The sequence below is a fragment of the Pseudomonas sp. GW822-FHT07A10 genome (genome assembly GCF_058798795.1).
The window spans coordinates 26,668-51,785 of record NZ_JBXAKV010000001.1 but is presented as its reverse complement, the minus strand read 5'-3'; the positions used below and the strand labels follow the sequence as shown (position 1 = coordinate 51,785).

Genomic DNA, 25,118 nt, shown 5'->3' with positions numbered 1-25,118 from the left:
TGTTTCTCCTGATTAAAAAGTGAAGGCTTAAAAGCGGGTGCTCTTGAGAAATTCCGCCAATCGCGGTGACTGCGGGCGTTCGAACAATTCCTTGGGCGGCCCCTGCTCTTCGATCCGCCCCTGATTCATGAACACGATCTTGTCCGAGACCTCGAAGGCAAAACGCATTTCGTGGGTCACCAGCAACATGGTCATGCCGTCCTCGGCCAGGCCCTTGATCACGTTCAGCACTTCGCCCACCAGTTCCGGATCGAGGGCCGAGGTGACTTCATCGAACAGCATCAAACTCGGGTTCATCGCAATCGCCCGGGCAATCGCCACGCGCTGTTGCTGGCCGCCGGACAACTGACCGGGGTAATGATCGCGGCGCTCCAGCAGGCCGACCCGCTCCAGCCATTTCTCCGCCAGCGCCACGGCTTCATCCTTGTGCAGTTTTTTCACCTTGAGCAACCCGAGGGTGACGTTCTGCAACGCGGTGAGGTGCGGGAACAGATTGAATTGCTGGAAAGCCATGCCGGTCATGGCGCGATGGCGGGCGATGACTTTTTCCGGGTGGCGCACGCGCTTGCCGTTGACCTCGTCATAGCCAATGGATTCACCGTCGAGCAGAATCTGCCCGCCCTGGAACTCTTCGAGCATGTTCACGCAGCGCAGCAGCGTGGTCTTGCCCGAGCCGCTGGAGCCGATCAACGTGACCACATTGCCGCGCTGCATGGTCAGGTCGACGCCCTTGAGCACTTCGAGCTGGCCGTATTGTTTGTGCAGGCCGCGGATGTCCAGCAGCGCCTGGTTCTGGGTCGAAACTTGTGCTTGTGTCATGGCAAGGCCACCCGCTTTTCAATGTGCCGGCCGAGTAATTCGATGGCGTAGTTGATGACGAAAAACAGCAATCCGGCGAACAGGTAGAACTCGAGGGTCATGAAGGTCCGGGCGATGATCTGTTGAGTGCTGAGCAGCAGCTCGGCGACGCCGATCACCGACAACAAGGTCGACGCCTTGACGATCTCGGTGGACGAGTTGACCCACGTCGGCAAAATCTGCCGCAATGCCTGGGGCAGCAACACATAACCCAGCGCCTGGTAAAACGTCAGGCCGATGGCCTTGCTCGCTTCCATCTGACCGCTGGGCAGCGCTTGCAACGCACCGCGCACGATCTCGGCGACATGGGAACCGCAAAACAGCGTCAGGCCCAAAGTGCCAGCCCCGAAAGCGCTGATCTGCCAGCCCAGTGCCGGCGCCATGTAGAAGCAGGCCAGCACCAACACGAACACCGGTGTGCCGCGAATGATGTCGACGTAAAACCGAAACGGCGCGCGCATCCAGAACGTGCCGTAGGTGAGTACCAGGCCGGCGACGATGCCGACCAGCGTGCCCAGCAAAATCGCCAGGCCCGAGCACTGCACACTGGTCAGAAAGCCCTGCCACAGGACATCCCGGGCCACCCATAACTCATGCAACCAGCTGGGGGATTCGTACATGGGGCCTCCTATCGGCGAATCGCCAGACGCTGTTCGAGGTAACGCAGCATCATGGCAATGAGGTAACAGGCCGCAACATAGAGCGCTGTGGTCACCAGCCAGGTTTCAATCACCCGGTAGCTCTCGACATTGATCTTGCGCGCGTAATAGGTCAGCTCCGGCACGGCAATCGCCGCCGCCAGCGAGGTGTCCTTGAACAGCGAAATGAAGTTGTTCGACAGCGCCGGCAGCACATTGCGCAGCATCACCGGCACAGTGATGTACGCCTTGACCTGCCACTCGCCCAAGCCGATCGCCAACCCGGCTTCACGCAGCCCCTTGGGAATGCTCAACAGCCCCCCACGAAACACTTCGGTCAGGTACGCCCCGGCATACAGCGACAGGGTGATGATGAACGAGGGGATCTTGTCCAGACGAATCCCCAGGCTCGGCAACGCGAAGTAGATCAACAGAATCAACACCAGAATCGGCGTATTACGGATCACCGTCACATACACCGACGCCAGCCCCCGCAATGCGCGGTGCTTCGACAGCAAAGCAAACGCCATCAGCAAGCCGATCACGCAGCCGATGGCGATCGACACCAGCGCCAGCTCAAGGCCCAGGCCGAGCCCCGCCAGCAAGGTGTCGAAGTCGCGCCACACGGCGGCAAAATTCAACTGATAGTTCATGGTCAGCAGTACCTTGAGCGGGGCGCGTTATCGGCACCCCGCTCTCACGGGATCATTTGAATTCGACTGGAAAACCGATTGCAGGTGTAGGCAGGTCTACACCGAACCACTGCTTGAACGACGCCGCGTAAGTCGGGAATTCAACGCCGGTCATGCCTTCATGCAGGACGGTGTTGACGAAGTTCAGCCAGTCCTGATCGCCGCGTTTGACCGCACAGGCGTAGGTTTGCGGGCTCCAGGCGTAGGTCGGGCTGCGATAACGGCCAGGGTTCTGCACCATCAGGTATTTCACCGACGACTGATCGGTGGCCGCCGCGTCGGCCCGGCCGGAGTTCACTGCCTGATACATCAGATCCACGCTGTCGTACTGATCGACCTTGGCCTTGGGCAGCGCCTGATGCACCAGTTCTTCTGCGTACACGTTCTGCAGCACCGCCACGGTCACGCCGTCGGCGGCAGCCCTGAGGTCTTCGATTTCCTTGTACTTGCTGTTGGCCGGCAGCAACAGGCCAACACCTTCGCGGTAGTACGGCAGCGTGAACGCGACCTGTTGGGCCCGGCTGGCGGTCACGGTGATGAACTGGCAACTCATATCGACCTTGTCGGTCAGCAGGTTCGGAATCCGCGCATCGGACGACTGCACGACGAACTCGACCTTGCTCGGGTCGTTGAACAACCCCTTGGCCACCATCCGCGCGATATCGATATCAAAACCCTGCAACTTGCCGTCCGCTCCCTGGAAGTGCCACGGCGCGTTGGTACTGCCCGTGCCCACGATCAATTTCCCACGGGCCAGCACGCTGTCGAGCTTGCTGTCTGCCGCTTGGGCGACACCCATGACAGCGGCCGAAGCCGCGAGAACGAAAACACACGCTTTAAACAAGGAAAGTCGGCGATGCATGGCAAGCACTCCAGGGCTGTGTTTATTCCGCTATACCGGAACTTGGTATGTAACAACGGAATAGACAGCAGAAAGTGTGCCACAGGATTGCTGGAAAATCCTGTTGCTTACTAAACGGTAATAAATTCAGAGAGATGGGAAATTTCCCAATGCAGACTTGCGCAGCAACAACGGGTCAATGAGCGCTACCAAGGGCTACAGGGTTGGGTAGCAAGGCAACATTCGAGTGCGCGAGAGTCCAAAAAGAAGCAATTCGACAGGCGCGCCCATGCTCTGGGATCGCCCGCACGATTTACCACCCGTCGGATTAGAGCCCATACCTGTCAGATCTGACAGTTGTGGATCGCGGGTTGCGGGCGCTCAATCTGTGCAAGCCGTTCAAGCCTTCCATCATGCAACACTGGCCTGCGGACTTTTGACAAACACTTACAGGAGTTTCCACATGTCTGAACAATCCACAAAAGCTAATTTGGTGCGTAATGGTGATTTCACACAGGAGGGCAAGGACTGGACTTCTGATACGCCGGAGAAAGCCCGCTATGAAGACGGTTATTGTGCCTTGCAGTTACCAGGTCGGATCACTCAGAAGGTTACGCTCACCAACGGGGGCGAGTTTCGGTTTTCCGTAAAAATGAAAACGGAGCAGGGTTCTGCTTGCACAGCACAAGTTTTGCTATATCCCTCATGGCAAGTGCACAGCCTCAGTATCGGAGGTGGCACCCCCTGGACTGCAAAATCCGTAAATTTCACAGTACCTTCTGATACCACCGAAGTGACTATCAAGCTGCAAGCAAACGACGGTTCGTTCGGCACTTTTGGATCGTATTTCGATGACGTAAGGCTTGAGCAACGTTGAAGATAAAAGCTGGGGGGCTTATTCAGGCCTTCGATAGTCTTCGAAAAAGAGATTTCAATGAGCTCGATATCCCCCCACCCACTGGATCCGACCTACCGCAAAGCGCTCAACACCTGGCGCCCGGTGATTCTGTATTTCGGCAACCAACACTGTCCCGCCTGCGAAATGGCCGAGCCGGTTTTCCGTGAAGTTGCCGGGAAGTACAAAAATCACGCGTGCATCTATGTGCTGGATACGAGCAAGTCCCCTCGGCATCCGGAAGTCAAAGGCACACCCACTGTGCTCTTTTACAAGGAGGGGAAGCTGCTGACGAAGCTCAAGGGCATAGGGACCCCGGAAACCCTGGAAGAACATTTCAGAAAGTACATCGGCAAACTGAGGCCCAAACAGGTTGCCCGCAAACCCCGCCACGACTTGCGGTGGCTGAAGAAAACCCTCAGGACTTTATGCACTGCACCTCGGGCACGGGGGCTGTTGAGCCGGTAAGACGCAGTCCCCCTGTAGGAGCGAGGCTTGCCCGCGAAGGAATGCACCGCTTTTTTTCAGGTACACCGCGTCATCGTTCTTCGCGGGCAAGCCTCGCTCCTACATTGAGCGATGCCAGCACCCGCTCGGCATTCGCACCGCACCCCATGCCCTCGGGCCGCGCCTGGATGCTCTCGATCACCTCCAGTAACCGCGCCTTGCTCTGGGCCAGGTGCAGTTGCATCTCCTCGATCTGCTCGACCTTGCGCTCAAGACCCGCCACCAGTTCGTCGTGCTTGAACTCACCCGTCGCGGCATCCGGCAACAGCAACTTCAGCTCTTCCAGGCTGAAACCGGCCTGTTGGGCGCACTGGATGATTTTCAGGGTTTGCAGTACTTGCGGCGGATAACGCCGATAGCCGTTGGTCTGACGTTCGACCTGACGAATCAACCCCTGGGCCTCGTAAAACCGAATGCGCGAAGCGTTCAACCCGCTCAGTTGCGCCAATTCACCAATCTTCATCACGGCCTCATTTGCACGCTTGACATTAAAGTTAACTTTAAGCTTAGCCTCCGCTCATCACTGATGAGGAGTCAAGTATGTCGCCCTTCCAAGCGTTGAATTTGCCCAACGGCCAGACCATCGGCAACCGCATCGCCAAAGCCGCGATGGAAGAGAACCTCGCCGATACCGGGCAGGCACCTTCCGGCGAGTTGTTTCGGTTGTATCAAGCCTGGGCTGACGGTGAGGCCGGGCTGTTGCTGACCGGCAATGTGATGATCGACCGCCGTGCCATGACCGGCCCCGGTGGCGTGGTGCTGGAAGACGAGCGACACCTGGACCGCTTTCGTCAGTGGGCAACCATCGGCCGGGCCAGTGGTGCGCAGTTCTGGATGCAACTCAATCATCCCGGGCGCCAGACCATGGCCAACCTCGGCCAGCAGGCCTTGGCCCCCTCGGCGGTAGCGCTGGACCTGGGCGGGTTTTCGAAGATGTTTGCCGAGCCCAAGCCCATGGGCGAGAACGACATTGCAGAAGTCATTCAACGCTTCGCCACCAGTGCCGCCCTGGCGGAAAAGGCCGGTTTCACCGGGGTGCAGATTCATGCCGCGCACGGGTATCTGCTCAGCCAGTTTCTATCGCCGTTGACCAATCGCCGCACCGACCGCTGGGGTGGTTCTCTGGAAAACCGTGCGCGTTTGCTGCTGGAAGTGCTCGGCGCTGTTCGCAAGTCGGTGTTGCCGCAGTTTTGCGTAGCGGTGAAGCTCAATTCCGCGGACTTCCAGCGCGGCGGTTTCGACGCCGATGACGCCCGGCAAGTGATCCAGTGGCTCAACGAGCAACAGATTGATTTGCTCGAGCTCTCAGGCGGCAGCTACGAAGCACCAGCCATGCAGGGCGAGGCTCGCGACGGTCGGACTTTGGCGCGAGAAGCGTACTTTCTGGAGATGGCCAGCGAATTGGCCGGTGTGGCGCACATGCCGGTGATGGTGACCGGGGGAATTCGTCGGCTGGCAATCGTCGAACAGGTGCTCGACAGTGGCATCGCCATGGCCGGTATCGGCACGGCACTGGCTATTGAACCGCAGCTGGTCAAACGCTGGCGCGAAGGCCAGAACAGCCACCCACAGCTGCCACCGATTCGCTGGAAACGCAAAGCCCTGGCGTCGCTGGCGAACATGGCCGTGGTGAAGTTTCAGCTCCATCGATTGAGTCGCGGACGCACACCCAGGCCGCAGGTTTCGGCGGTATGGGCATTGATCCTCGATCGGTTGTACATCGCCCGGCGTACCCGCCAGTACCGCCAGGCAATGGGCAAATAACCGACCCGTAGCAGCTGCCGAGCAGCGCGAGGCTGCGTTCGGCTGCGTAGCAGTCGTGAGTCCGGCTGACGCGGTCTGCCTGATGCACCGCAGTTTCAGGTTTTACGACTGCTGCGCAGCCGAACGCAGCCTCGCAGGCTCGGCAGCTGCTACAAAGGGTGCCCGCCGGTGTGTTTATCGTCCGGAAAAACGCAGCCGCGACAACATCCGCAGGTCACCTTCGCGGTAATAGTCATCGGTCCAGCTGTCATCCGCAGCCAACGGCCGGACCTGCTTGAGTTGCAGTTTCTTTGCGAAGTAGCGGAACCGGTAATGTTCGTAGAAGCGCAGCAGTTCCAGCCCGTAGCGATCGGCCAGGTCGGTGTTGCCACGGATGATCAGATAGTTCTCATCGTTGCCATTGCTGGCTGCATCACTGAGGTTGTGGCTGCCGCTGATGATGGTCGGTGAGTCGCTGGTGAAGTCGACGACGATGGCTTTGGTGTGCACCAGCAGGTTGCCCTTCTGGCCTTTCATGTTTTCCTTGAGCCAGCCTTCCAGGCCGGTGTTGAGCAGCGCGGTGGCAGCGAATTCGGCGGTGCGGTCGGCGTGGAAACCGGTGATGCTGCTGACCGTGTTTTGCAGGCCGTAACGCAAGATGTCGTCGTGAGGCTGGCCGAGCAGCGCGTTGAGTATTTTGTCCGGCAAGGTGAATGCGGTGACAAACAGCAGGTCTTTTTTGGCGGCGTTGATGATCTTGATGAACTCACTCAAGTCGCCCTCGCCCGAGCGCGGTGAAAAGCCGGCGAACAGCGGCTGGTCAGGCTGCATTGGATTATGTTCCGTGAGCCAGTCCCGCGTGGCGCCGACGTCCGTCGGTGTGGCCCAGACCTGCTCGAAGGTTTGCAGGTAAGTGGCGCCGATCCGAGCGTCGTCCAGCACATGCACGACATTGGCCTGACGGTAGACGCCGTTGGCAGTGAAGTTGGTACTGCCACAGAGTACCGCTTCGGGCTGATGCTGCCCCGCCGCATCGAGCCGGCTCAGGACCATGAACTTATCGTGAAAGATATTGTGGGTGACTCGCCCGCGCTTATTCGCCGCCGGGATTTTTTCCAGGCTGGCTTCATTCAACGCCGTGGTGTCTTCGCCAGGTTGGGCGTGGTACAGGACCCGAACCTTTACGCCACGCTCGAAGGCGGCGTTCACCGCATCGACGATCGCCTGCAGCTGGTATTCATAGATCGCGATGTCCAGCGCCCACTGGCCATCCACGGCACGTTCGATAAACCCGAGCAGGCGTGCGAGCAGACCATTTTCCAGCCATTGCCGCGGCGCGTCGGGCCATTCTTCGATGGGCAGTGTCTTGTTGACGCTGAGCAGCGCATCGAGGTCGGCGAATTTGCGCTGGAACGCCTGACTGGCAGCCACTGCCCGGTTGAAAATCACGTTCTGGCCCTTGGGCAGGCCATTGTCCGTGGTGACCGTCACTTCCAGGCTTTCACCCAACTGTGGCGCATCGGCAGTGCCATAGGCCAGGTGAACCCGATAATGGATCGTCACACCCGGATTGACCGCGTAATCGGCCCAGCGAAATTTCTGCAAAGGCGCGGCATCGCTCGGGGTGGCGTGAAACTGAGGGAACGTATGATCCTTGCCGGGAAAGGTCAGGCTGTTGAACAGAAACAGCCAGGGTTTATCGCCTTGCTGTTTTTCGATGGCAAACCCCAGCAGGCCTTTGCGGCGGGGTTCGGCCAGGTCGATGGCCAGCAGCACACCGTTGGTGCCAGCGTAGGCTTTGACGCGGAAATCGTCCTGATCGTTGCGGGCTAGAACGCGCATGGGTCACTCCTGTGATGGGTTTGCTTACAGAGCATAGGGCAGCGATGCGATGGGGCCAGCACTGTCAGCACAAAACTCAACCTGAAATCAGCTCATCGATATGTCGATAATCAACCTGTAACTGCGCTGCCAACACCTTTGCCCGCCCGAGCCGAATCGGCCCGCGCTCGATGTCGATCAGCAACCCCGGACAATCCAGCTCCGGCAATGTCGACCATTCCTTCAGCCGTCCATCCGTCACCAGCAACAACCGCTGCTGCTCTGCCGGAAAGTGCTTTTGCCGTGCCGCCAGCCAGCGCCCCGCCTCACCCAACGCCGCCAGCATCGGCGTCCCGCCGCCGGCACCGAGCCCCTCGAGCCAATCACGCAAGCCCGCAGAGGCTTTCAATCCCTGCACCTGCCACTTCGGCAAGTGACCGCTGGCGGTCAGCAAAGCCAGACGTGCGCGCTGTCGATAGGCATCGTCGAACAGTTGCGCCAGCAAGCCCTTGGCATCGCTCAACGCCTGATGGCGCCGGGTCGAGGCCGAGGCATCGACGATCACCAGCCACAGTTCATGCGGGGTGCGGGTCCGCAGATGGAACAATAGGTCATCGCGTTGACGCGGTCGGCCATTGAGCAAGGTGCCGGGCCAGTTGACCGATCCGCTACGGGCGGCGTGACGCTTGCCCTGTTTACCGTGGTCCAGCCGGCCTGCGCGGGGTCTGGCATTCGCCCCCGCGTCTGATCGAGGGCGAATGCCTAGGGCTTTTTTGGCCAGCTCGGCACTTCACGTCGAGCACCGACCGGCAGCGCCTGGGCGGGCATTTCGCCCCACTGGCCCTGACCTTCGTTCGGGTTGGGGGTTTGCGCAGGGGATTGCTGTGGCGCTTGGGAATGTTGCGGCGCAGAGGTCGAATGTTCCCGGCGACGATGACGCAAGGCAAATTCGGCAACCGCGTCGATATCTTCTTCGGCAATGGCGTTCGCACCGCACCACGCCGCATGTGCCCGCGCCGCGCGCAGCCAGACCAGATCGGCTCGCAAGCCGTCGACGCCGGCAGCAAAGCAGCGCTCAGTGATCTGCGCCAGTGCGGCATCGTCGAGCGGGATACTCGCCAGGGCCGCACGCGCCTTCTGGCAACGCTCGCGCAGGGCGTGTTGCTGACTTTCCCACTCGGCGCAGAAGCCTTGCGGATCGCTGTCGAAATCCAGTCGACGACGGATGATCTGGCCGCGCTCGGCGGGTGCGGTATGGCCACTGAGGGCGACGTTCAGGCCAAAGCGGTCGAGCAGTTGCGGGCGCAGTTCGCCCTCTTCCGGGTTCATGGTGCCGATCAGCACAAACTTCGCCGAATGCCGATGGGAAATCCCGTCGCGCTCGATCAGGTTGGTGCCGCTGGCGGCCACGTCGAGCAGCAGGTCCACGAGGTGATCGGGCAGCAAGTTCACCTCATCGACGTAGAGCACGCCGCCGTCGGCCTTGGCCAATACACCCGGAGAAAACTGTGCGCGCCCTTCGCTCAAGGCCGCGTCGAGATCGAGGGTGCCGACCAGCCGTTCTTCAGTGGCGCCCAGGGGCAAGGTGACGAATTGACCACTGGCCAGCAGGTCCGCCAGGCCTCGGGCCAGGGTCGACTTGGCCATGCCGCGCGGGCCTTCGATCAGCACGCCACCAATTTTCGGGTCGATGGCGGTCAGGTACAGGGCGAGCTTCAAGTCATCGGCGCCGACCACGGCGGAGAGCGGGAAATGGGGGGTGTCGGTCATGTCGGGTCTCGCTTGTGGTCAGAGATTACATTGTGGCGAGGGGGCTTGTCGGAACGCCGCATCGCCCCGTTCGGCTGCGAAGCAGTCGTAAAACCGGACAACTCGGTGTAAACAGAGGTAAAAGCGGGGGCCGCTTCGCGACCCAACGGGGGCAAGCCCCCTCGCCACAGCCCCCTTCGCCACAAATTTCCTTTGCTCACCGGCTAACTGTCTTCTTCTATATCCAGCAACAAATTCTCCAGCGCCTCGCGGTATTCACCCGGTTCCTGCCACATCCCCCGTTGCTGCGCTTCGAGCAGGCGCTCGGTCATGTCGCGCAAGGCGTGGGGATTGTGTTCGCGAACAAACTCCCGGGTCGCCGGATCAAGCAAATAGGCGTCCGCCAGCAACGCATACTGGTGATCGTCGATCAGCTGCGTGGTGGCGTCGAACGCAAACAGGTTATCGACCGTCGCCGCCAGTTCGAACGCGCCTTTATAGCCATGACGCTTGATCCCGTCGATCCATTTCGGATTGGCCGCCCGGGAACGGATCACCCGGTTCAGCTCTTCCTTCAATGTACGGATCTTCGGCAAGTCCGGCTGACTGTGGTCGCCGTGATAACTCGCCGCCGCTGCACCGCTGAGGCTTTCGACGGCCGCCAGCATGCCGCCCTGGAACTGGTAATAGTCGTTGGAATCGAGCAAGTCGTGCTCGCGGTTGTCCTGGTTTTGCAGCACGGCCTGCACCTGGCTCAGACGCTGGACAAACTGCTCGCGGGCGGCGGTGCCTTCATCGGAGCCGCCGTAAGCGTAGCCGCCCCAGTTCAGGTAAACCTCGGCCAGGTCTTCGCGGCTTTGCCACAAACGACCGTCGATGGCGCCTTGCACGCCGGCACCGTAAGCACCCGGTTTGGCCCCGAAGATCCGCCAGCCGGCCTGTCGCCTGGCCGCCTCTTCATCCAGACCGGACTTCAGCAGCGCTTCGCGCTCGGCACGAACCTTGGCCGCCAACGGATTGAGATCGTCCGGTTCATCCAGCGCGGCGACCGCTTGCACGGCGGCGTCGAACAGCCGGATCAGGTTGGCAAAGGCATCACGGAAGAATCCGGAGACGCGCAAGGTCACGTCCACCCGCGGCCGGTCCAGCAGGCTCAACGGCAGAATCTCGAAGTCGTCGACCCGCTGACTGCCCGTCGCCCACACCGGCCGCACACCCATCAAGGCCATGGCCTGGGCAATGTCGTCGCCGCCGGTGCGCATGGTCGCGGTGCCCCAGACCGACAGGCCGAGCTGACGCAAATGATCGCCGTGATCCTGCAAGTGCCGCTCAAGAATCAGGTTCGCGGATTGAAAGCCGATGCGCCACGCCGTGGTGGTCGGCAGGTTGCGCACGTCCACCGAATAGAAATTGCGCCCGGTGGGCAACACGTCCAGCCGTCCACGACTGGGCGCACCACTCGGCCCGGCCGGGACGAATCGACCGCTGAGGGCGTCCAGCAGGCCGCGCATTTCCGCCGGGCCGCAGGCGTCCAGGCGTGGCGCAACCACCTCGCACAAACTGTCGATGATCGCGCTCACGTCGGACCAATCTGCCTCCTGTGGGAGCGGGTCTAGGTGGTGAGGGGCCTTGTGGCGAGGGGGCTTGCCCCCGTTGGACTGCGCAGCAGTCCCGTTTTTTGGGGCCGCTTCGCGACCCAACGGGGGCAAGCCCCCTCGCCACAAAGGCTCGCTCCCACACGGGCCAGGCTCGGCATTCAACGTCCGCGAGATTAGTTGCGCAGCGAACAGTTCCAGACGCTCACGGGTGTCTCCCGCTGTGCGCCACAACTCATCGCTGACCGCCTGCAAGGCATCCGGCCGAGGACCGTTCCAGGGCTCGGCCAACACGCAATCCAGTGGATCGAAGCCCAACTCGAACGCTTTGGCCAGCGCCCGCAACAAACTGGATTGCGCGCCACGACCGTCGCCGCGGGGAATGCGCAGCAAGGCCAATAAAGTGTCGATGCGCAATCGCCCGGTCGGCGACTCGCCAAACACGTGCAGGCCATCGCGAATCTGCGATTCCTTCAAGTCACACAGGTAGGTGTCCAGGCGCGGCAACCAGATCGCCGCGTCGGCATCGCTGTCGAGCTTCTCGTCCAGTTGCAGTTCGCGATCAATGTGCGTGTCGCGCACCAGTTGCAGAATATCGCGCTGCAGTTCCCGGGCACGGCGCGGATCGAGCAACTGCGCTTCGTAATATTCGTCGGCGAGCAATTCGAGATTACGCAGCGGGCCGTAGGTTTCGGCGCGGGTCAGCGGCGGCATCAGATGATCGATGATCACCGCTTGCGTACGACGCTTGGCCTGGGCGCCCTCGCCCGGGTCGTTGACGATAAACGGATAGATGTTCGGCAGCGGTCCAAGCAGCGCGTCGGGCCAGCAGTTTTCCGACAGCCCGACGCCCTTGCCCGGCAGCCATTCGAGGTTGCCGTGCTTGCCGACGTGGATCACGCCGTGGGCCCCGTAGGTGTTGCGCAACCAGAAGTAAAACGCCAGATAACCGTGGGGCGGCACCAGGTCCGGGTCGTGATAGACCGCGCTCGGGTCAACCTGATAACCCCGCGCGGGTTGAATGCCGACGAAGGTCAGGCCGAAGCGCAACCCGGCAATCATCATTCGCCCGCCACGGAACATCGGATCGTTTTCAGGCGAGCCCCAACGTTGCAATACCGCCTCGCGGTTGGCTTCGGGCAGCGCGTTGAACATCAAAAAGTAATCGTCCAGCGCCAGGCTTTGCTGACACGGGCGTTGATCGATAGTGTCCAGGTCATTGCTGACGCCACCGAGCAGTTGCTGGATCAGCGCGGTGCCGCTGTCCGGCAACTCGGCCGGCAACGGATAACCTTCTTGATGCAGCGCACGCAGGATATTCAGCGCCGCGGCGGGTGTGTCGAGACCGACGCCATTGCCGATGCGTCCATCGCGAGTCGGGTAGTTGGCGAGGATCAGGGCAATGCGTTTTTCACCGTTGGGCACTCGCGCCAGATCGATCCAGCGCCGTGCCAGTTCGGCGACAAAATCCATCCGTTCCGGTTGTGGTCGATAGCAAACCACATCGGACTGACTGCGCTCGCTGCGCCACGCCAGATCCTTGAAGCTGATCGGCCGACTGATGATTCGCCCGTCCAGCTCCGGCAGCGCGATGTGCATCGCCAAGTCACGGGGACCGAGGCCTTGCTCGCTGGTACGCCAACCGGGCTCGTTGTCCTGGGCGCAGATTGCCTGAATCACCGGGATGTTGCGACGAAACGGCCGCAGGTGCGGCGCTTCAGGGCTGGACTGGGCGAAACCGGTGGTGTTCAGAATCACCCCCGCCTCGACTTCATCCAGCCAGTCCTCGACCACCGTCAGGCAGCCGGGCTCTTTCAGACTGGCCAGCGCAATCGGCAACGGGTTGAGCCCCGCCGCCTGCAAACGCTGGCAGAAAACATCGATGAAACCGGTGTTCGCCGCCTGCAAGTGCGAGCGGTAAAACAGCACCGCCGCCACCGGCTGATCGGCCTGCCAGTCGGCTTGCCAATCCTGAAGGTGCGCGGGGCTTTTTTGCGGGTGGTAGATCGCGGTGCGTGGCAGGGTTTGCGGCTCGGACCATGGATAGTCGCGACCCAGCCAGCGACTGGCGAGGCAGCGAAACAGGTCGAGCGCATTGGCCATGCCGCCCTGACGCAGGAAGTGCCAGAGCCGGTCGCGGTCTTCGGGAGTTACGGTGCTCAGGTCGCTGAGTTCCGGGTCCGGACGATCGTCGCCCGGCACCAGAATCAACTGCACACCGCGCTGGGACAATTCCACCAGACGCTCGATGCCGTAACGCCAATAGGCGATACCGCCATGCAGCGAGATCAGAATCACCTTGGCGTGGCGCAGCACTTCGTCGACATAAAGATCGACCGAGGCGTGATTCTGCACCTGCATCGGGTTGGCCAGGCGCAGGCTCGGGTAATCGTCGGGCAGCTGCTGCGCCGCCTCGGCGAGCAACGCCAGACTGGAATCGCCGCTGCACAGGATCACCAGCTCGGCGGGGGTTTGTCCAAGGTCGGCAATGTTGTCATCCGACACGAAACCGCCGGGCTGGGTCCTGAGCAGGTGCATGGGTTAAACGCTGAGCGCAGCGCGCAATTGCGCTTCGAGTTGAACGGCGTCCAGCGCCTGACCGATCAACACCAGACGGGTGGTGCGCGCTTCCTCGGCGCCCCACTGACGGTCAAAGTGCTTGTCGAAACGCGTGCCCACGCCCTGAATCAGCAGGCGCATCGGCTTGTTCGGCACCGCCGCGAAACCCTTGACCCGCAGAATGCCGTGCTGCACCACCAGTTGCGTCAGCGCGTCCATCAGCAGGCTTTCGTCGGCTTGTGGCAGCTCGATCGAGATGGAGTCGAACGCGTCATGGTCGTGATCGTGGTCGTCTTCATCTTCGTGGTGGTGATCGTGATGGCTGTGGCGGCTGTCGATGTGTTCTTCGGAACCGGCACCAAGGCCGATCAGCACGTCCAGTGGCAAGCGACCGCTGCTGGCTTCGATGACTTTCACCGCCGGTGGCAGCTCTTCGGCGACTTCCAGGCGCACTCGGGCCAGGTCTGCGGCGCTGATCAGGTCGGCTTTGTTGAGGATTACCAGGTCGGCGCTGGCCAGTTGGTCGGCGAACAGTTCGTGCAGTGGCGATTCGTGGTCCAGGTTCGGGTCGAGTTTGCGCTGGGCATCCACTTGATCCGGGAATGCAGCGAAAGTGCCGGCAGCGACGGCCGGGCTGTCGACCACGGTGATCACCGCGTCAACGGTGCAGGCACTGCGGATTTCCGGCCACTGGAAGGCTTGAACCAAAGGCTTTGGCAGGGCCAGGCCCGAGGTTTCGATGAGGATGTGGTCGAGGTCGCCGCGGCGCGCAACGAGTTCGCGCATCACCGGGAAGAATTCTTCCTGGACGGTGCAGCACAGGCAGCCGTTGGCCAGTTCGTAGACGCGGCCGCTGGCCTCTTCTTCGGTGCAGCCGATTGAGCACTGCTTGAGGATCTCGCCATCGATGCCCAGTTCGCCGAACTCGTTGACGATCACCGCGATGCGACGGCCCTGGGCGTTGTCGAGCATGTGCCGCAACAAGGTGGTTTTGCCCGAGCCGAGGAAGCCGGTGACGATGGTGACGGGGAGTTTGGCCAGTGTTTTCATCGGATGCCCTTTGGCAAGGTGGCGGGCATACGGGACGACAACCGGCAACGCGGGGGCGCGTGCCTGAAGAGTTCGCCACCGGATCACCCCGCCCGGTTGAAAGTGAGAATCTGTGTCGAGGCAGGTCTCCTGGCTGACGGTGTGCCCGGCGGGTCAGCCTGGCATTCGCTGCGCCTTCCCGCGAGCCCGTTGCACAGGGTTTGCAGTGGCGTGGCAGCGAACATCACCGTTCACAGTTGCGGGGGCAGCCGCGGCATCGACCGCGTTCCCTTCTTAGCTTCGACAGACGCCGAAGAACCTCGAAAGCGCAAGGCTACGCATCGTGTGGGGGCGGGTCAATCACTGCGCACGCCACCCGCACTTACAAAGAGCCAATCATTTTGGTATTCAAGTGAGAACCCCTGCCAATTGACTCCCCGCCCTCGCCCATGCTCTCCTACACGCCTTGTTACGGGTGCCCTTCACAGGGTGAAACGGGAAACCGGTGAATCATGTGCTTTACTCTAAAGCCATGTCAGTCCGGTGCTGCCCCCGCAACGGTAAGCGAGTGAAGCGTCAGATCCACTGTGCCGGCCATACGGCATGGGAAGGTGATGTTTGCAGGTTCAGGCACAAGCCCAGCCCCTCGCGAGCCCGGAGACCGGCCCGCAACACAAAGTGACTTTTACGTTCACTGAATGACAAACCCGCGGTGGGCGGGCGCTGTTCGAAATCTCTGCGAGCCCTTGGCGTGCGGAGGTTTTCATGCGCTCTATTCACCCGCTGACAGACCAGAGGGAAGCGCCATGACGATCATCAGCAGCACCGCCAGCAACACCGACAAGAGCATCGCCAGCACCACCACGACCCTGACTCAACGCCTGACCGCCGCCGTGTGTGCGTCGATCCTTGGCGCCAGCCTTGTGTATTTCGCCGGTTTCTCGCACATCGAAGCGGTGCACAACGCCGCGCACGATACCCGTCACAGCTCCGCCTTTCCGTGCCATTGAGACCTGCTGAGATGATCAAGCGTATTGCGCAAACCGCAGGTTTCACCGGGCTGCTGGCCGCCCTGCTATTGACCCTGCTGCAAAGCTTCTGGGTCTCCCCGCTGATTTTGCAGGCAGAGACCTACGAAAAATCCGAGCCGGCCGCTGTTGAAATCCACGAACACGCCGCGGGCGCAGTCGCTCATACCCACGATGCCGAAGCCTGGGAACCGGAAGACGGCTGGCAGCGCGTGCTGTCCACTACCGGCGGCAACCTGGTGGTAGCCGTCGGTTTCGCCCTGATGCTCGCCGGTCTTTACACCCTGCGCGCACCGACCAAAACCTCTCAGGGCCTGCTTTGGGGCCTGGCCGGTTATGCGACGTTCGTGCTGGCTCCGACTCTCGGCCTGCCGCCTGAGCTGCCGGGCACTGCCGCGGCTGATCTGGCGCAACGGCAAATCTGGTGGATCGGCACTGCCGCGTCCACGGCCGTCGGCATCGCGTTGATCGTGTTCAGCCGTCACTGGCTGATGAAAACTCTCGGCGTGGCGATCCTGGCCGTGCCGCATGTGATTGGCGCACCACAACCGGAAGTCCATTCAATGCTGGCGCCGGAAGCCCTGGAAGCGCAATTCAAAATCGCTTCGCAGCTGACCAACGTGGCGTTCTGGCTGGCCCTGGGCCTGATCAGCGCCTGGTTGTTCCGCCGCAAAAGCGATGGCCATTACAGCGCATGACTGACGTCAGCTCTGCGCCGACCCTGGTGGTCGGCCTGGGCTGCCAGCGCGGCTGCCCCGTCAGCACGCTGCGGGCGCTGCTCGATCAGGCGTTACAGGCCCATCAAATCGGGCTCAGTGAGATCAAGGCCTTGGCCAGCATCGACCTGAAGCGCGAAGAGCCTGGCCTGATCGAACTGGCCGAACAGCTGGCATTGCCGCTGATGTACTTCAGCAGCGAACAATTGGCGACCTATCAAGCACAACTGAGTCACCACTCGGACATCGCGTTTGAACGCACCGGTTGCTACGGCGTGGCGGAAAGCGCTGCGTTGGCCCTGGCCGAACAATTGGCCCAGGCACCGGCAAAGTTACTGATTCCACGACAAAAATACGCCCAGGCCACCCTGGCATTGGCCAGCGCCGCGTAAAATCCCCGATAATCCCTGCCCTCGATCATGAGCATTCTTCATCTGAAGCATGCCCAGCACCTATTTCTGACAGGAAACGACGATGACCGTCTACTTCATTGGCGCCGGCCCCGGCGACCCGGAACTGATCACCGTCAAAGGCCAGCGGCTGATTCGTAGCTGCCCGGTCATCATCTATGCCGGCTCCCTGGTCCCCGCCGCCGTTCTGGAAGGCCACCGGGCCGAACAGGTGGTCAACAGCGCTGAACTGCATCTGGAACAGATCGTCGAGCTGATCAAGACCGCCCACGCTAACGGCCAGGACGTGGCCCGGGTGCATTCCGGCGACCCGAGCCTGTACGGCGCGATCGGCGAGCAGATTCGCTACTTGCGTGAACTCGACATCCCTTTCGAAATCATTCCCGGCGTCACCGCCACCGCCGCCTGCGCGGCCCTTTTGGGTGCCGAACTGACCCTGCCGGACGTGTCACAGAGCGTGATTCTGACCCGCTATGCCGACAAAACCGCGATGCCCGCTGGTGAAGAACTGGGCAGTCTGGCGCAGCACGGGGCGACCATGGCGATCCATCTGGGGGTCAATCATCTGGAAAAGATCCTTGCCGAATTGCTACCGCACTACGGCGCCGACTGCCCGATCGCGGTGATCCACCGGGCGACCTGGCCGGATCAGGATTGGGTGGTGGGAACGCTGGCGGATATTGCCGGGAAGGTTGAAGCCAAGGGCTTTCGTCGGACGGCGCTGATTCTGGTGGGTCGGGTGCTGGGCAGCGATCACTTCAGTGAGTCGTCGCTGTATCGCGCGGGGCATGCGCATTTGTACAGACCTTAAGCCAAACACACCCTGTGGCGAGGGGGCTTGTCGGAACGCCGCATCGCCCCGTTCGGCTGCGAAGCAATCGTAAGACCAGACAACTCGGTGTTTCCGAATAATGCAGGGGGCCGCTTCGCGACCCAACGGGGGCAAGCCCCCTCGCCACAGCCACAGGTTACCGACCCCCCATAAAAAAACGGCACTCACGGGTGCCGTTTTTTCGTTTCTGCAGCGAACGCCTTAGTAGTAGGCGTTTTCTTTCTGCGTGTGGTCAGTCACGTCACGTACACCCTTGAGCTCGGGAATGCGCTCGAGCAAGGTGCGCTCGATGCCTTCCTTCAGAGTGACGTCTGCCTGGCCGCAGCCCTGGCAACCGCCGCCGAACTTCAGCACGGCGATGCCGTCTTCGACCACATCGATCAGGCTGACCTGACCGCCGTGGCTGGCCAGCCCCGGGTTGATCTCGGTTTGCAGGTAGTAGTTGATGCGCTCGTTGACCGGGCTGTCGGCGTTGACCATCGGGACTTTGGCGTTTGGCGCCTTGATGGTCAGTTGGCCGCCCATGCGGTCGGTGGCGTAGTCGACTACCGCATCGTCCAGAAACGCTTCGCTGAACGAGTCGATATAGGCGGTGAAGCTTTTGAGCCCCAGCGCTGTATCTTCAGGTTTTTCTTCGCCCGGCTTGCAGTAGGCAATGCAGGTTTCGGCGTACTGGGTGCCAGGCTGGGTGATAAAGACGCGGATGCCGATACCCGGGGTGTTCTGCTTGGAGAGCAGATCGGCCAGATAATCATGGGCGGCGTCGGTAATGGTAATAGCGGTCATGGAAACTCCTCGCAGGCTTGGACGCAGTTTACGCCAATCGACGCGCCGCACAAAGTCCTAGTATTTTTGTCGGGAACTGTGGCGAGGGGGCTTGCCCCCGTTGGGTTGCGCAGCAGCCCCAAAATCTCTGACATACCGAAGATCTTGTGAGTGCTGCGCACTCAAGCGGGGGCAAGCCCCCTCGCCACAGTCGCTCCCACACCGGGTTGCAGGCATTTCAGAGATTCTCGTAGCGATTCATGTCCAGCACGCCCTCTTCCACCGGGTCGGTGTCGTGGATGTACCGGCTCAGATCATGGAAATACTGCCAGAACTGCGGATGACTGCGGCGTATGCCCCAGCGTTCGACGATTTTCTCGAAGCTGGCGGCGTCTTTGGCGTTTTCCATCTCGTCGACAAACGCCGGCACTTGCCCGGCCGGAATGTTGAACATGAAGTTCGGGTAGCTGCTCTGAACACCCGGATAGATCGTCAACGTGTCGAGCCCTGGTTGATAACGCAGCGACTCCCCGAGCAGGAACGCCACGTTGCTGTGGGCGCGGTTGCGCAACAGGCTGTAGACCTCGCGCTTGCCGCTTGGGGCCTCGATGCGCAACATCGTGGCTTCCGGCAACTGATCGATGACTTTCAAACCGGCGGCCGGGCGCGACGTCAGACGACTCAGGGCCTGTTCGGCGTTCTGCAACGCCGGATCAATATTCGGCCGCGAGCAGTAAGCGCCGTCGCAGCGGTTGATCGGATCGGGCCTGGCATTGAGCTCGCCGTAACGGGTCAGCAATTGCTGGACGAAGTCACGTTTCGGGTCCTTTTCGTCCAGATTCAGCGCCGTCGGCTTGTCGTTGTCGATGTCCTCGTAATCCAGCCACATCTTGAACTTGCCGCTGTTCTGGTACCAATCGTCGAGGTAGCCGTCGCGGGAGTCGGCCGGCATCAGGCGCAGGAAGTTCTGCTCGGCGCCATTGCGGATCAGGTCGAAGTACAGCCGGGTTTGAGCCTGATGGGACACGTTACCGAACACATCGAAGTTGACCGCCAACTGGTAATACGTGCGTTCCAGCAACGGGTAATCGAACAGCCACATCGTCTGCGGCACATCGCCGATCAGGCCCTTGGTCACCGAGGCGCTGTCGAAATGCCGAAAGATACTCAGTAGTGCGTTGTCATTGCCGGCCCACAGGGTCGACCAGCTCGGCGCCGGCAAGTCGGCATAGCTGTCCCGGCGCAGGGCCTCATATTCGTTACGCTTATTGCGGTAGTCGTGCCACAGGCTCAGGACGCTGCCGACGTCATCGTTCTGCCCCGGCATCGCCAGCAACGGCGTAGCCTGGCCGCGATATTTCGGATCGGTGATGTAAAGGTCATGTTCCGGGGCCTGGAACAGTGCCCAGAAGTTGTCGCGAATCACGTCGGTGGCGATCTGACCACGGCAGACCGGACCGCGAATAAAGGTGCGCACGAAGTATTCGGCGTTATCGAGCATGAACTGGTAACGCGCCTGGGCCGGGATCGCTTCGAACGTGGCAAACGGATTGGCCCGCCGCTCCGGCCCGTAGCCCGGTAACGCGTGGACCTGCCAGTTACCGTTGTAAAACAGGCTCTTGATCCGCGCCATCTTGGCCGCGCTCAGCGGGTAGGTGATGTGGGTTTTGTGCACGATCACGCCTTGCACCGGCCACAGACGGTAATAGACCTGAGTGCCTGGATCGTCATTCGGACGGCGCGTATTGATCAAGTCGATGGGCTGGCCCGTCGGCGTGCGCGAACGTACCCACTGAAAGAAATGCCCCGGCTCGCCGTCCTTGAAATAGATATGGGCCAAGAACCAGTGCTCGAACAACCAGCGCCCGACCAGGCTCTCCCGGGCGCCCGGCGCATTCAGCAGGTTTTCCCACTGCACCACTTCCAAGGCTTCCCTGGCGCTGGGCACCAAGCCCTGCTGATCGATCGGCGCGCCGGAGGCCAGCCAGCGCTGCAGCGTCTGGTATTGCTGATCGGTAAGACCGGTGACCGCTAGCGGCATGCCCTCCTTCGGATGAGAGCTGGCGTAACCGTCGAACTCCGCCGGCATGGCGCACAGCGTTTCCCGGTTCAGGCCCAGGACGATCTCTTCCGGCAATTTGGCGTTGGGTTGTAACGGCGTTCTATGGCCTAGTTCAAGCATGCGCGCCATCAGCGCCGCCTGACTGCCTTGGGCGTCGAGCACCGAATAGAAGCCCTTTTGCTGCCAGGCACGCTTGCCGAAGGCGTCATAAAACAACCGGGTCGGCGCGGCTGCCTTGCTACGTTCGCCGTCATAGACTGGCGCCTTCGTCGCACCTCGGGACGCCCCTTCGCCACTGCCCAGATTGAGCTGACAGGCGGAGTCGTAGCAGGCATGGCAGGCCACGCACTTTTCGGTGAAGATCGGTTGAATGTCGCGAACGTAGGAAATATCCGGACCTTGCGCAGCGGCGCCCCCGCTTAAAAACAGCATCAATAGGCTGGTGACGACGCGATACGACATATCCCTGGTCCTGATCATGTGAAAACGCCGCGATTCTACCGGTCTGGCTTGCGCACCAACATGAACGATATTCATGCAAAACCGGCACATGCTCCAAAAGCACACAGGTTTGTTATTATCCCGGCCCTTCGTCATGGCCTTACCGAGTAGTCCAAATGTCCGATCGCAGCGTTCGCCTTCAAGCTCTCAAGCACGCCCTCAAAGAGCGCATCCTGATTCTCGACGGCGGCATGGGGACAATGATCCAGAGCTACAAGCTCGAGGAACAGGATTACCGTGGCAAACGCTTCGCCGACTGGCCGAGCGATGTCAAAGGCAACAATGACCTGTTGGTGCTGACCCGCCCAGACGTGATTGGTGGCATCGAGAAAGCCTACCTGGATGCCGGCGCCGACATTCTGGAAACCAACACCTTCAACGCCACCCGGATTTCCATGGCCGATTACGGCATGGAAGAACTGGCCTACGAACTGAACGTAGAAGGCGCACGCCTGGCCCGCAAGATTGCCGATGCGAAAACCCTCGAGAACCCGGACAAGCCGCGTTTCGTCGCCGGTGTGCTCGGTCCTACAAGTCGTACCTGCTCGCTGTCGCCCGACGTGAACAACCCCGGCTACCGCAACGTGACCTTCGATGAACTGGTGGAGAACTACACCGAGGCCACCAAAGGCCTGATCGAAGGCGGCGCCGACCTGATCCTGATCGAAACCATTTTCGACACCCTCAACGCCAAAGCGGCGATCTTCGCCGTGCAAGGGGTTTACGAAGAGCTGGGCGTCGAGCTGCCGATCATGATTTCCGGCACCATCACCGATGCCTCTGGCCGCACCCTCTCCGGCCAGACCACCGAAGCGTTCTGGAACTCCGTGGCCCACGCCAAGCCGATTTCCGTCGGCCTGAACTGCGCCCTCGGCGCCCGCGAATTGCGCCCATACCTGGAAGAGCTGTCGAATAAGGCCGGCACCCACGTGTCGGCGCACCCGAACGCCGGTCTGCCGAACGAATTCGGCGAGTACGACGAACTACCCGCGGAAACCGCCAAGGTCATCGAAGAGTTCGCCCAAAGCGGCTTCCTCAACATCGTCGGCGGCTGCTGCGGCACCACACCGGGCCACATCGAAGCCATCGCCAAAGCGGTCGCCGGTTACGCCCCGCGTGAAATTCCGGATATTCCCAAGGCCTGCCGCCTGTCGGGCCTGGAACCGTTCACCATCGATCGCAGTTCGCTGTTCGTCAACGTCGGCGAGCGGACCAACATCACCGGTTCCGCCAAGTTCGCCCGCCTGATCCGTGAAGACAACTACACCGAGGCCCTGGAAGTCGCCCTGCAGCAGGTCGAAGCCGGCGCCCAAGTGATCGACATCAACATGGATGAAGGGATGCTCGATTCGAAGAAGGCCATGGTGACCTTCCTCAATCTGATTGCCGGCGAACCGGACATCTCCCGCGTACCGATCATGATCGACTCCTCCAAGTGGGAAGTGATCGAAGCCGGCCTCAAGTGCATCCAGGGCAAGGGCATCGTCAACTCCATCAGCATGAAGGAAGGTGTCGAGCAGTTCATTCATCACGCCAAACTGTGCAAACGCTACGGCGCCGCGGTGGTGGTGATGGCCTTCGATGAAGCCGGCCAGGCCGACACCGAAGCGCGCAAGAAAGAAATCTGCAAACGCTCCTACGACATTCTGGTCAACGAAGTCGGCTTCCCGCCGGAAGACATCATCTTCGACCCGAACATCTTCGCCGTGGCCACCGGCATCGAAGAACACAACAACTACGCTGTGGACTTCATCAACGCCTGTGCCTACATCCGCGACGAACTGCCCTACGCCCTGAGCTCCGGCGGTGTGTCCAACGTGTCGTTCTCGTTCCGTGGCAACAACCCGGTGCGCGAGGCGATTCACTCGGTGTTCCTGCTGTATGCAATCCGCAACGGCCTGACCATGGGCATCGTCAACGCCGGCCAACTGGAGATCTACGACCAGATCCCGGTGGAGCTGCGCGACGCCGTTGAAGACGTGATCCTCAACCGTACTCCGGAAGGCACCGACGCCCTCCTCGCCATCGCCGACAAGTACAAGGGCGACGGCAGCGTCAAGGAAGCCGAGACCGAAGAGTGGCGCAACTGGGACGTCAACAAGCGTCTGGAGCATGCGCTGGTCAAGGGCATCACCACGCACATTGTTGAAGATACTGAAGAATCGCGGTTGTCGTTCGCGCGCCCGATCGAAGTCATCGAAGGCCCGTTGATGGCCGGCATGAACATCGTCGGCGACCTGTTCGGCGCCGGCAAAATGTTCTTGCCGCAAGTGGTGAAGTCCGCCCGCGTGATGAAGCAGGCCGTGGCTCACTTGATCCCGTTCATCGAACTGGAAAAAGGCGACAAGCCGGAGGCCAAGGGCAAGATCCTCATGGCCACCGTCAAGGGTGACGTGCACGACATCGGCAAGAACATCGTCGGCGTGGTGCTGGGCTGTAACGGCTACGACATCGTCGACCTCGGCGTGATGGTGCCGGCGGAGAAGATCCTGCAAGTCGCCAAAGACGAGAAATGCGACATCATCGGCCTGTCCGGCCTGATCACGCCTTCGCTGGACGAAATGGTTCACGTGGCCCGCGAGATGCAGCGTCAGGACTTCCACCTGCCGCTGATGATCGGTGGCGCGACCACCTCCAAGGCGCACACGGCAGTGAAGATCGAGCCCAAGTACAGCAACGACGCGGTGATCTACGTCACCGATGCCTCCCGCGCCGTGGGCGTGGCGACGCAGTTGCTGTCCAAGGAGCTGAAAGCCGGTTTCGTCGAGAAGACCCGCCTGGAATACATCGACGTTCGCGAGCGCACCGCCAACCGCAGCGCCCGCACCGAGCGCCTGAGCTACCCGGCGGCCATCGCCAAGAAACCGCAGTTCGACTGGGCCAACTATGAGCCGGTCAAACCGACGTTCACCGGCGCCAAGGTGCTGGACAACATCGACCTGAAGGTTTTGGCCGAATACATCGACTGGACACCGTTCTTCATCTCCTGGGACCTGGCCGGCAAGTTTCCGCGCATCCTGCAGGATGAAGTGGTCGGTGAAGCCGCCACCGCGCTGTACGCCGATGCCCAGGAAATGCTTGCCAAGTTGATCGATGAGAAGCTGATCAGCGCCCGTGCGGTGTTCGGTTTCTGGCCGGCCAACCAGGTGCGCGACGATGACATCGAAGTCTATGGCGATGACGGCAAGCCATTGGCCAAGCTGCATCACTTGCGCCAGCAGATCATCAAGACCGACGGTAAGCCGAACTTCTCCCTGGCCGACTTCGTCGCGCCGAAGGACAGCGGCGTGACCGACTACGTGGGTGGTTTCATCACCACCGCCGGGATCGGCGCCGAAGAAGTGGCCAAGGCCTATCAGGAAGCGGGCGACGACTACAACTCGATCATGGTCAAGGCGTTGGCCGACCGTCTGGCCGAGGCGTGCGCCGAGTGGCTGCACCAGCAAGTGCGTAAAGACTACTGGGGCTACGCCAAGGACGAGACGCTGGACAACGAGGCGCTGATCAAAGAGCAATACACCGGCATCCGCCCTGCTCCGGGCTACCCGGCGTGCCCGGATCACACCGAGAAAGCCACGCTGTTCAAGCTGCTGGATCCGGAAGCGGAAGAGCTCAAGGCCGGCCGCAGCGGCGTATTCCTCACCGAGCACTACGCGATGTTCCCGGCGGCGGCGGTCAGCGGCTGGTACTTCGCTCACCCGCAGGCGCAGTATTTCGCCGTGGGCAAGATCGACAAGGATCAGGTGCAGAGCTACACCTCGCGCAAAGGCCAGGAGTTGAGCGTGACCGAGCGCTGGCTGGCGCCTAACCTGGGTTACGACAACTAACCCTGCCTTGTTGGCCACAATTCTGTGGCCAACAAAGACTCCTTGTGGGA

General features: G+C 61.1%; 20 protein-coding genes and 2 riboswitches. Of the genes, 8 read left to right on the top strand and 12 right to left on the bottom strand.

The window, feature by feature from the left end; all coding sequences use genetic code 11:
- Nucleotides 1-27 precede the first annotated feature (27 nt).
- Genes AC1RL4_RS00195 through AC1RL4_RS00180 form a run of 4 tightly spaced genes read right to left on the bottom strand, consistent with a single transcriptional unit; the run spans nucleotide 28 to nucleotide 3,050 of the window.
- On the bottom strand, nucleotides 28-819 hold the full coding sequence (locus AC1RL4_RS00195; protein WP_019578494.1) for an amino acid ABC transporter ATP-binding protein: 792 nt from the start codon (nucleotides 817-819) through the stop codon (nucleotides 28-30).
- Nucleotides 816-1,478, bottom strand: a complete 663-nt coding sequence (locus tag AC1RL4_RS00190) for an amino acid ABC transporter permease (protein ID WP_018927656.1) — start codon at nucleotides 1,476-1,478, stop codon at nucleotides 816-818. The genes AC1RL4_RS00195 and AC1RL4_RS00190 overlap by 4 nt, the downstream gene beginning before the upstream one ends.
- Before the next feature lie 8 nt (nucleotides 1,479-1,486).
- On the bottom strand, nucleotides 1,487-2,149 hold the full coding sequence (locus AC1RL4_RS00185; RefSeq protein ID WP_018927655.1) for an amino acid ABC transporter permease: 663 nt from the start codon (nucleotides 2,147-2,149) through the stop codon (nucleotides 1,487-1,489).
- Between the two features lie 52 nt (nucleotides 2,150-2,201).
- Nucleotides 2,202-3,050, bottom strand: coding sequence for a transporter substrate-binding protein (locus tag AC1RL4_RS00180; protein ID WP_230172095.1), 849 nt, complete (start codon nucleotides 3,048-3,050; stop codon nucleotides 2,202-2,204).
- Between the two features lie 442 nt (nucleotides 3,051-3,492).
- Between AC1RL4_RS00180 and AC1RL4_RS00175 the strand changes: the two genes are divergently transcribed.
- Together AC1RL4_RS00175 and AC1RL4_RS00170 are read left to right on the top strand one after the other, a co-directional pair.
- Nucleotides 3,493-3,906 carry a carbohydrate binding domain-containing protein gene (locus AC1RL4_RS00175; RefSeq protein WP_204125550.1) on the top strand — a complete coding sequence of 138 codons (414 nt, stop codon included), beginning with the start codon at nucleotides 3,493-3,495 and terminating at the stop codon, nucleotides 3,904-3,906.
- A 57-nt stretch (nucleotides 3,907-3,963) separates the two neighbouring features.
- Nucleotides 3,964-4,392 carry a thioredoxin family protein gene (locus tag AC1RL4_RS00170; RefSeq protein WP_230172088.1) on the top strand — a complete coding sequence of 143 codons (429 nt, stop codon included), beginning with the start codon at nucleotides 3,964-3,966 and terminating at the stop codon, nucleotides 4,390-4,392.
- A gap of 70 nt (nucleotides 4,393-4,462) precedes the next feature.
- Here the strand turns inward: AC1RL4_RS00170 and AC1RL4_RS00165 are convergent, their stop codons facing one another.
- Nucleotides 4,463-4,894 (bottom strand): MerR family transcriptional regulator, encoded by a 432-nt coding sequence (locus AC1RL4_RS00165; RefSeq protein WP_050438319.1) that lies wholly within the window; start codon nucleotides 4,892-4,894, stop codon nucleotides 4,463-4,465.
- 77 nt (nucleotides 4,895-4,971) lie between these two features.
- On the opposite strand from AC1RL4_RS00165, the gene AC1RL4_RS00160 reads away from it, so the two are divergent.
- On the top strand, nucleotides 4,972-6,195 hold the full coding sequence (locus AC1RL4_RS00160) for an NADH:flavin oxidoreductase/NADH oxidase family protein (RefSeq protein WP_028940946.1): 1,224 nt from the start codon (nucleotides 4,972-4,974) through the stop codon (nucleotides 6,193-6,195).
- Nucleotides 6,196-6,369: 174 nt separating this feature from the next.
- Here AC1RL4_RS00160 and AC1RL4_RS00155 read toward each other — a convergent pair whose 3' ends face one another.
- The 5 genes from AC1RL4_RS00155 to cobW form a co-directional block, all read right to left on the bottom strand.
- On the bottom strand, nucleotides 6,370-8,016 hold the full coding sequence (locus AC1RL4_RS00155; protein WP_230172087.1) for a phospholipase D-like domain-containing protein: 1,647 nt from the start codon (nucleotides 8,014-8,016) through the stop codon (nucleotides 6,370-6,372).
- A gap of 76 nt (nucleotides 8,017-8,092) precedes the next feature.
- A complete protein-coding gene (locus tag AC1RL4_RS00150; protein ID WP_356686494.1) occupies nucleotides 8,093-8,638 on the bottom strand; it encodes a vWA domain-containing protein in 546 nt (181 codons plus the stop codon).
- Between the two features lie 119 nt (nucleotides 8,639-8,757).
- Nucleotides 8,758-9,765, bottom strand: a complete 1,008-nt coding sequence (locus tag AC1RL4_RS00145) for a magnesium chelatase ATPase subunit I (protein WP_230172086.1) — start codon at nucleotides 9,763-9,765, stop codon at nucleotides 8,758-8,760.
- Between the two features lie 203 nt (nucleotides 9,766-9,968).
- On the bottom strand, nucleotides 9,969-13,877 hold the full coding sequence (gene cobN, locus AC1RL4_RS00140; RefSeq protein WP_230172082.1) for a cobaltochelatase subunit CobN: 3,909 nt from the start codon (nucleotides 13,875-13,877) through the stop codon (nucleotides 9,969-9,971).
- A gap of 3 nt (nucleotides 13,878-13,880) precedes the next feature.
- Nucleotides 13,881-14,948 (bottom strand): cobalamin biosynthesis protein CobW, encoded by a 1,068-nt coding sequence (gene cobW / locus AC1RL4_RS00135; RefSeq protein ID WP_028940951.1) that lies wholly within the window; start codon nucleotides 14,946-14,948, stop codon nucleotides 13,881-13,883.
- A 102-nt stretch (nucleotides 14,949-15,050) separates the two neighbouring features.
- A riboswitch (cobalamin riboswitch) is annotated at nucleotides 15,051-15,265 on the bottom strand.
- Between the two features lie 118 nt (nucleotides 15,266-15,383).
- Nucleotides 15,384-15,611, top strand: a riboswitch (cobalamin riboswitch).
- A 122-nt stretch (nucleotides 15,612-15,733) separates the two neighbouring features.
- Here cobW and AC1RL4_RS00130 point away from each other — a divergent pair.
- From AC1RL4_RS00130 to cobM, 4 genes are all read left to right on the top strand, one after another.
- Nucleotides 15,734-15,937 (top strand): CbtB domain-containing protein, encoded by a 204-nt coding sequence (locus AC1RL4_RS00130; protein WP_018927647.1) that lies wholly within the window; start codon nucleotides 15,734-15,736, stop codon nucleotides 15,935-15,937.
- 11 nt (nucleotides 15,938-15,948) lie between these two features.
- On the top strand, nucleotides 15,949-16,653 hold the full coding sequence (locus tag AC1RL4_RS00125) for a CbtA family protein (protein ID WP_019578482.1): 705 nt from the start codon (nucleotides 15,949-15,951) through the stop codon (nucleotides 16,651-16,653).
- Nucleotides 16,650-17,063 carry a cobalamin biosynthesis protein gene (locus AC1RL4_RS00120; RefSeq protein WP_018927645.1) on the top strand — a complete coding sequence of 138 codons (414 nt, stop codon included), beginning with the start codon at nucleotides 16,650-16,652 and terminating at the stop codon, nucleotides 17,061-17,063. The genes AC1RL4_RS00125 and AC1RL4_RS00120 overlap by 4 nt, the downstream gene beginning before the upstream one ends.
- Before the next feature lie 82 nt (nucleotides 17,064-17,145).
- Nucleotides 17,146-17,892, top strand: coding sequence for a precorrin-4 C(11)-methyltransferase (cobM, locus tag AC1RL4_RS00115; protein WP_096480601.1), 747 nt, complete (start codon nucleotides 17,146-17,148; stop codon nucleotides 17,890-17,892).
- A gap of 222 nt (nucleotides 17,893-18,114) precedes the next feature.
- Here cobM and nfuA read toward each other — a convergent pair whose 3' ends face one another.
- Nucleotides 18,115-18,699, bottom strand: a complete 585-nt coding sequence (gene nfuA, locus AC1RL4_RS00110; protein ID WP_007946504.1) for a Fe-S biogenesis protein NfuA — start codon at nucleotides 18,697-18,699, stop codon at nucleotides 18,115-18,117.
- 217 nt (nucleotides 18,700-18,916) lie between these two features.
- The gene (locus tag AC1RL4_RS00105; RefSeq protein ID WP_493118839.1) at nucleotides 18,917-21,202 is read right to left on the bottom strand and encodes a fatty acid cis/trans isomerase; all 2,286 of its coding nucleotides are present in this window, start codon (nucleotides 21,200-21,202) and stop codon (nucleotides 18,917-18,919) included.
- A 155-nt stretch (nucleotides 21,203-21,357) separates the two neighbouring features.
- On the opposite strand from AC1RL4_RS00105, the gene metH reads away from it, so the two are divergent.
- Nucleotides 21,358-25,068, top strand: a complete 3,711-nt coding sequence (gene metH, locus AC1RL4_RS00100; RefSeq protein ID WP_096480602.1) for a methionine synthase — start codon at nucleotides 21,358-21,360, stop codon at nucleotides 25,066-25,068.
- The last annotated feature ends 50 nt before the right edge of the window (nucleotides 25,069-25,118 follow it).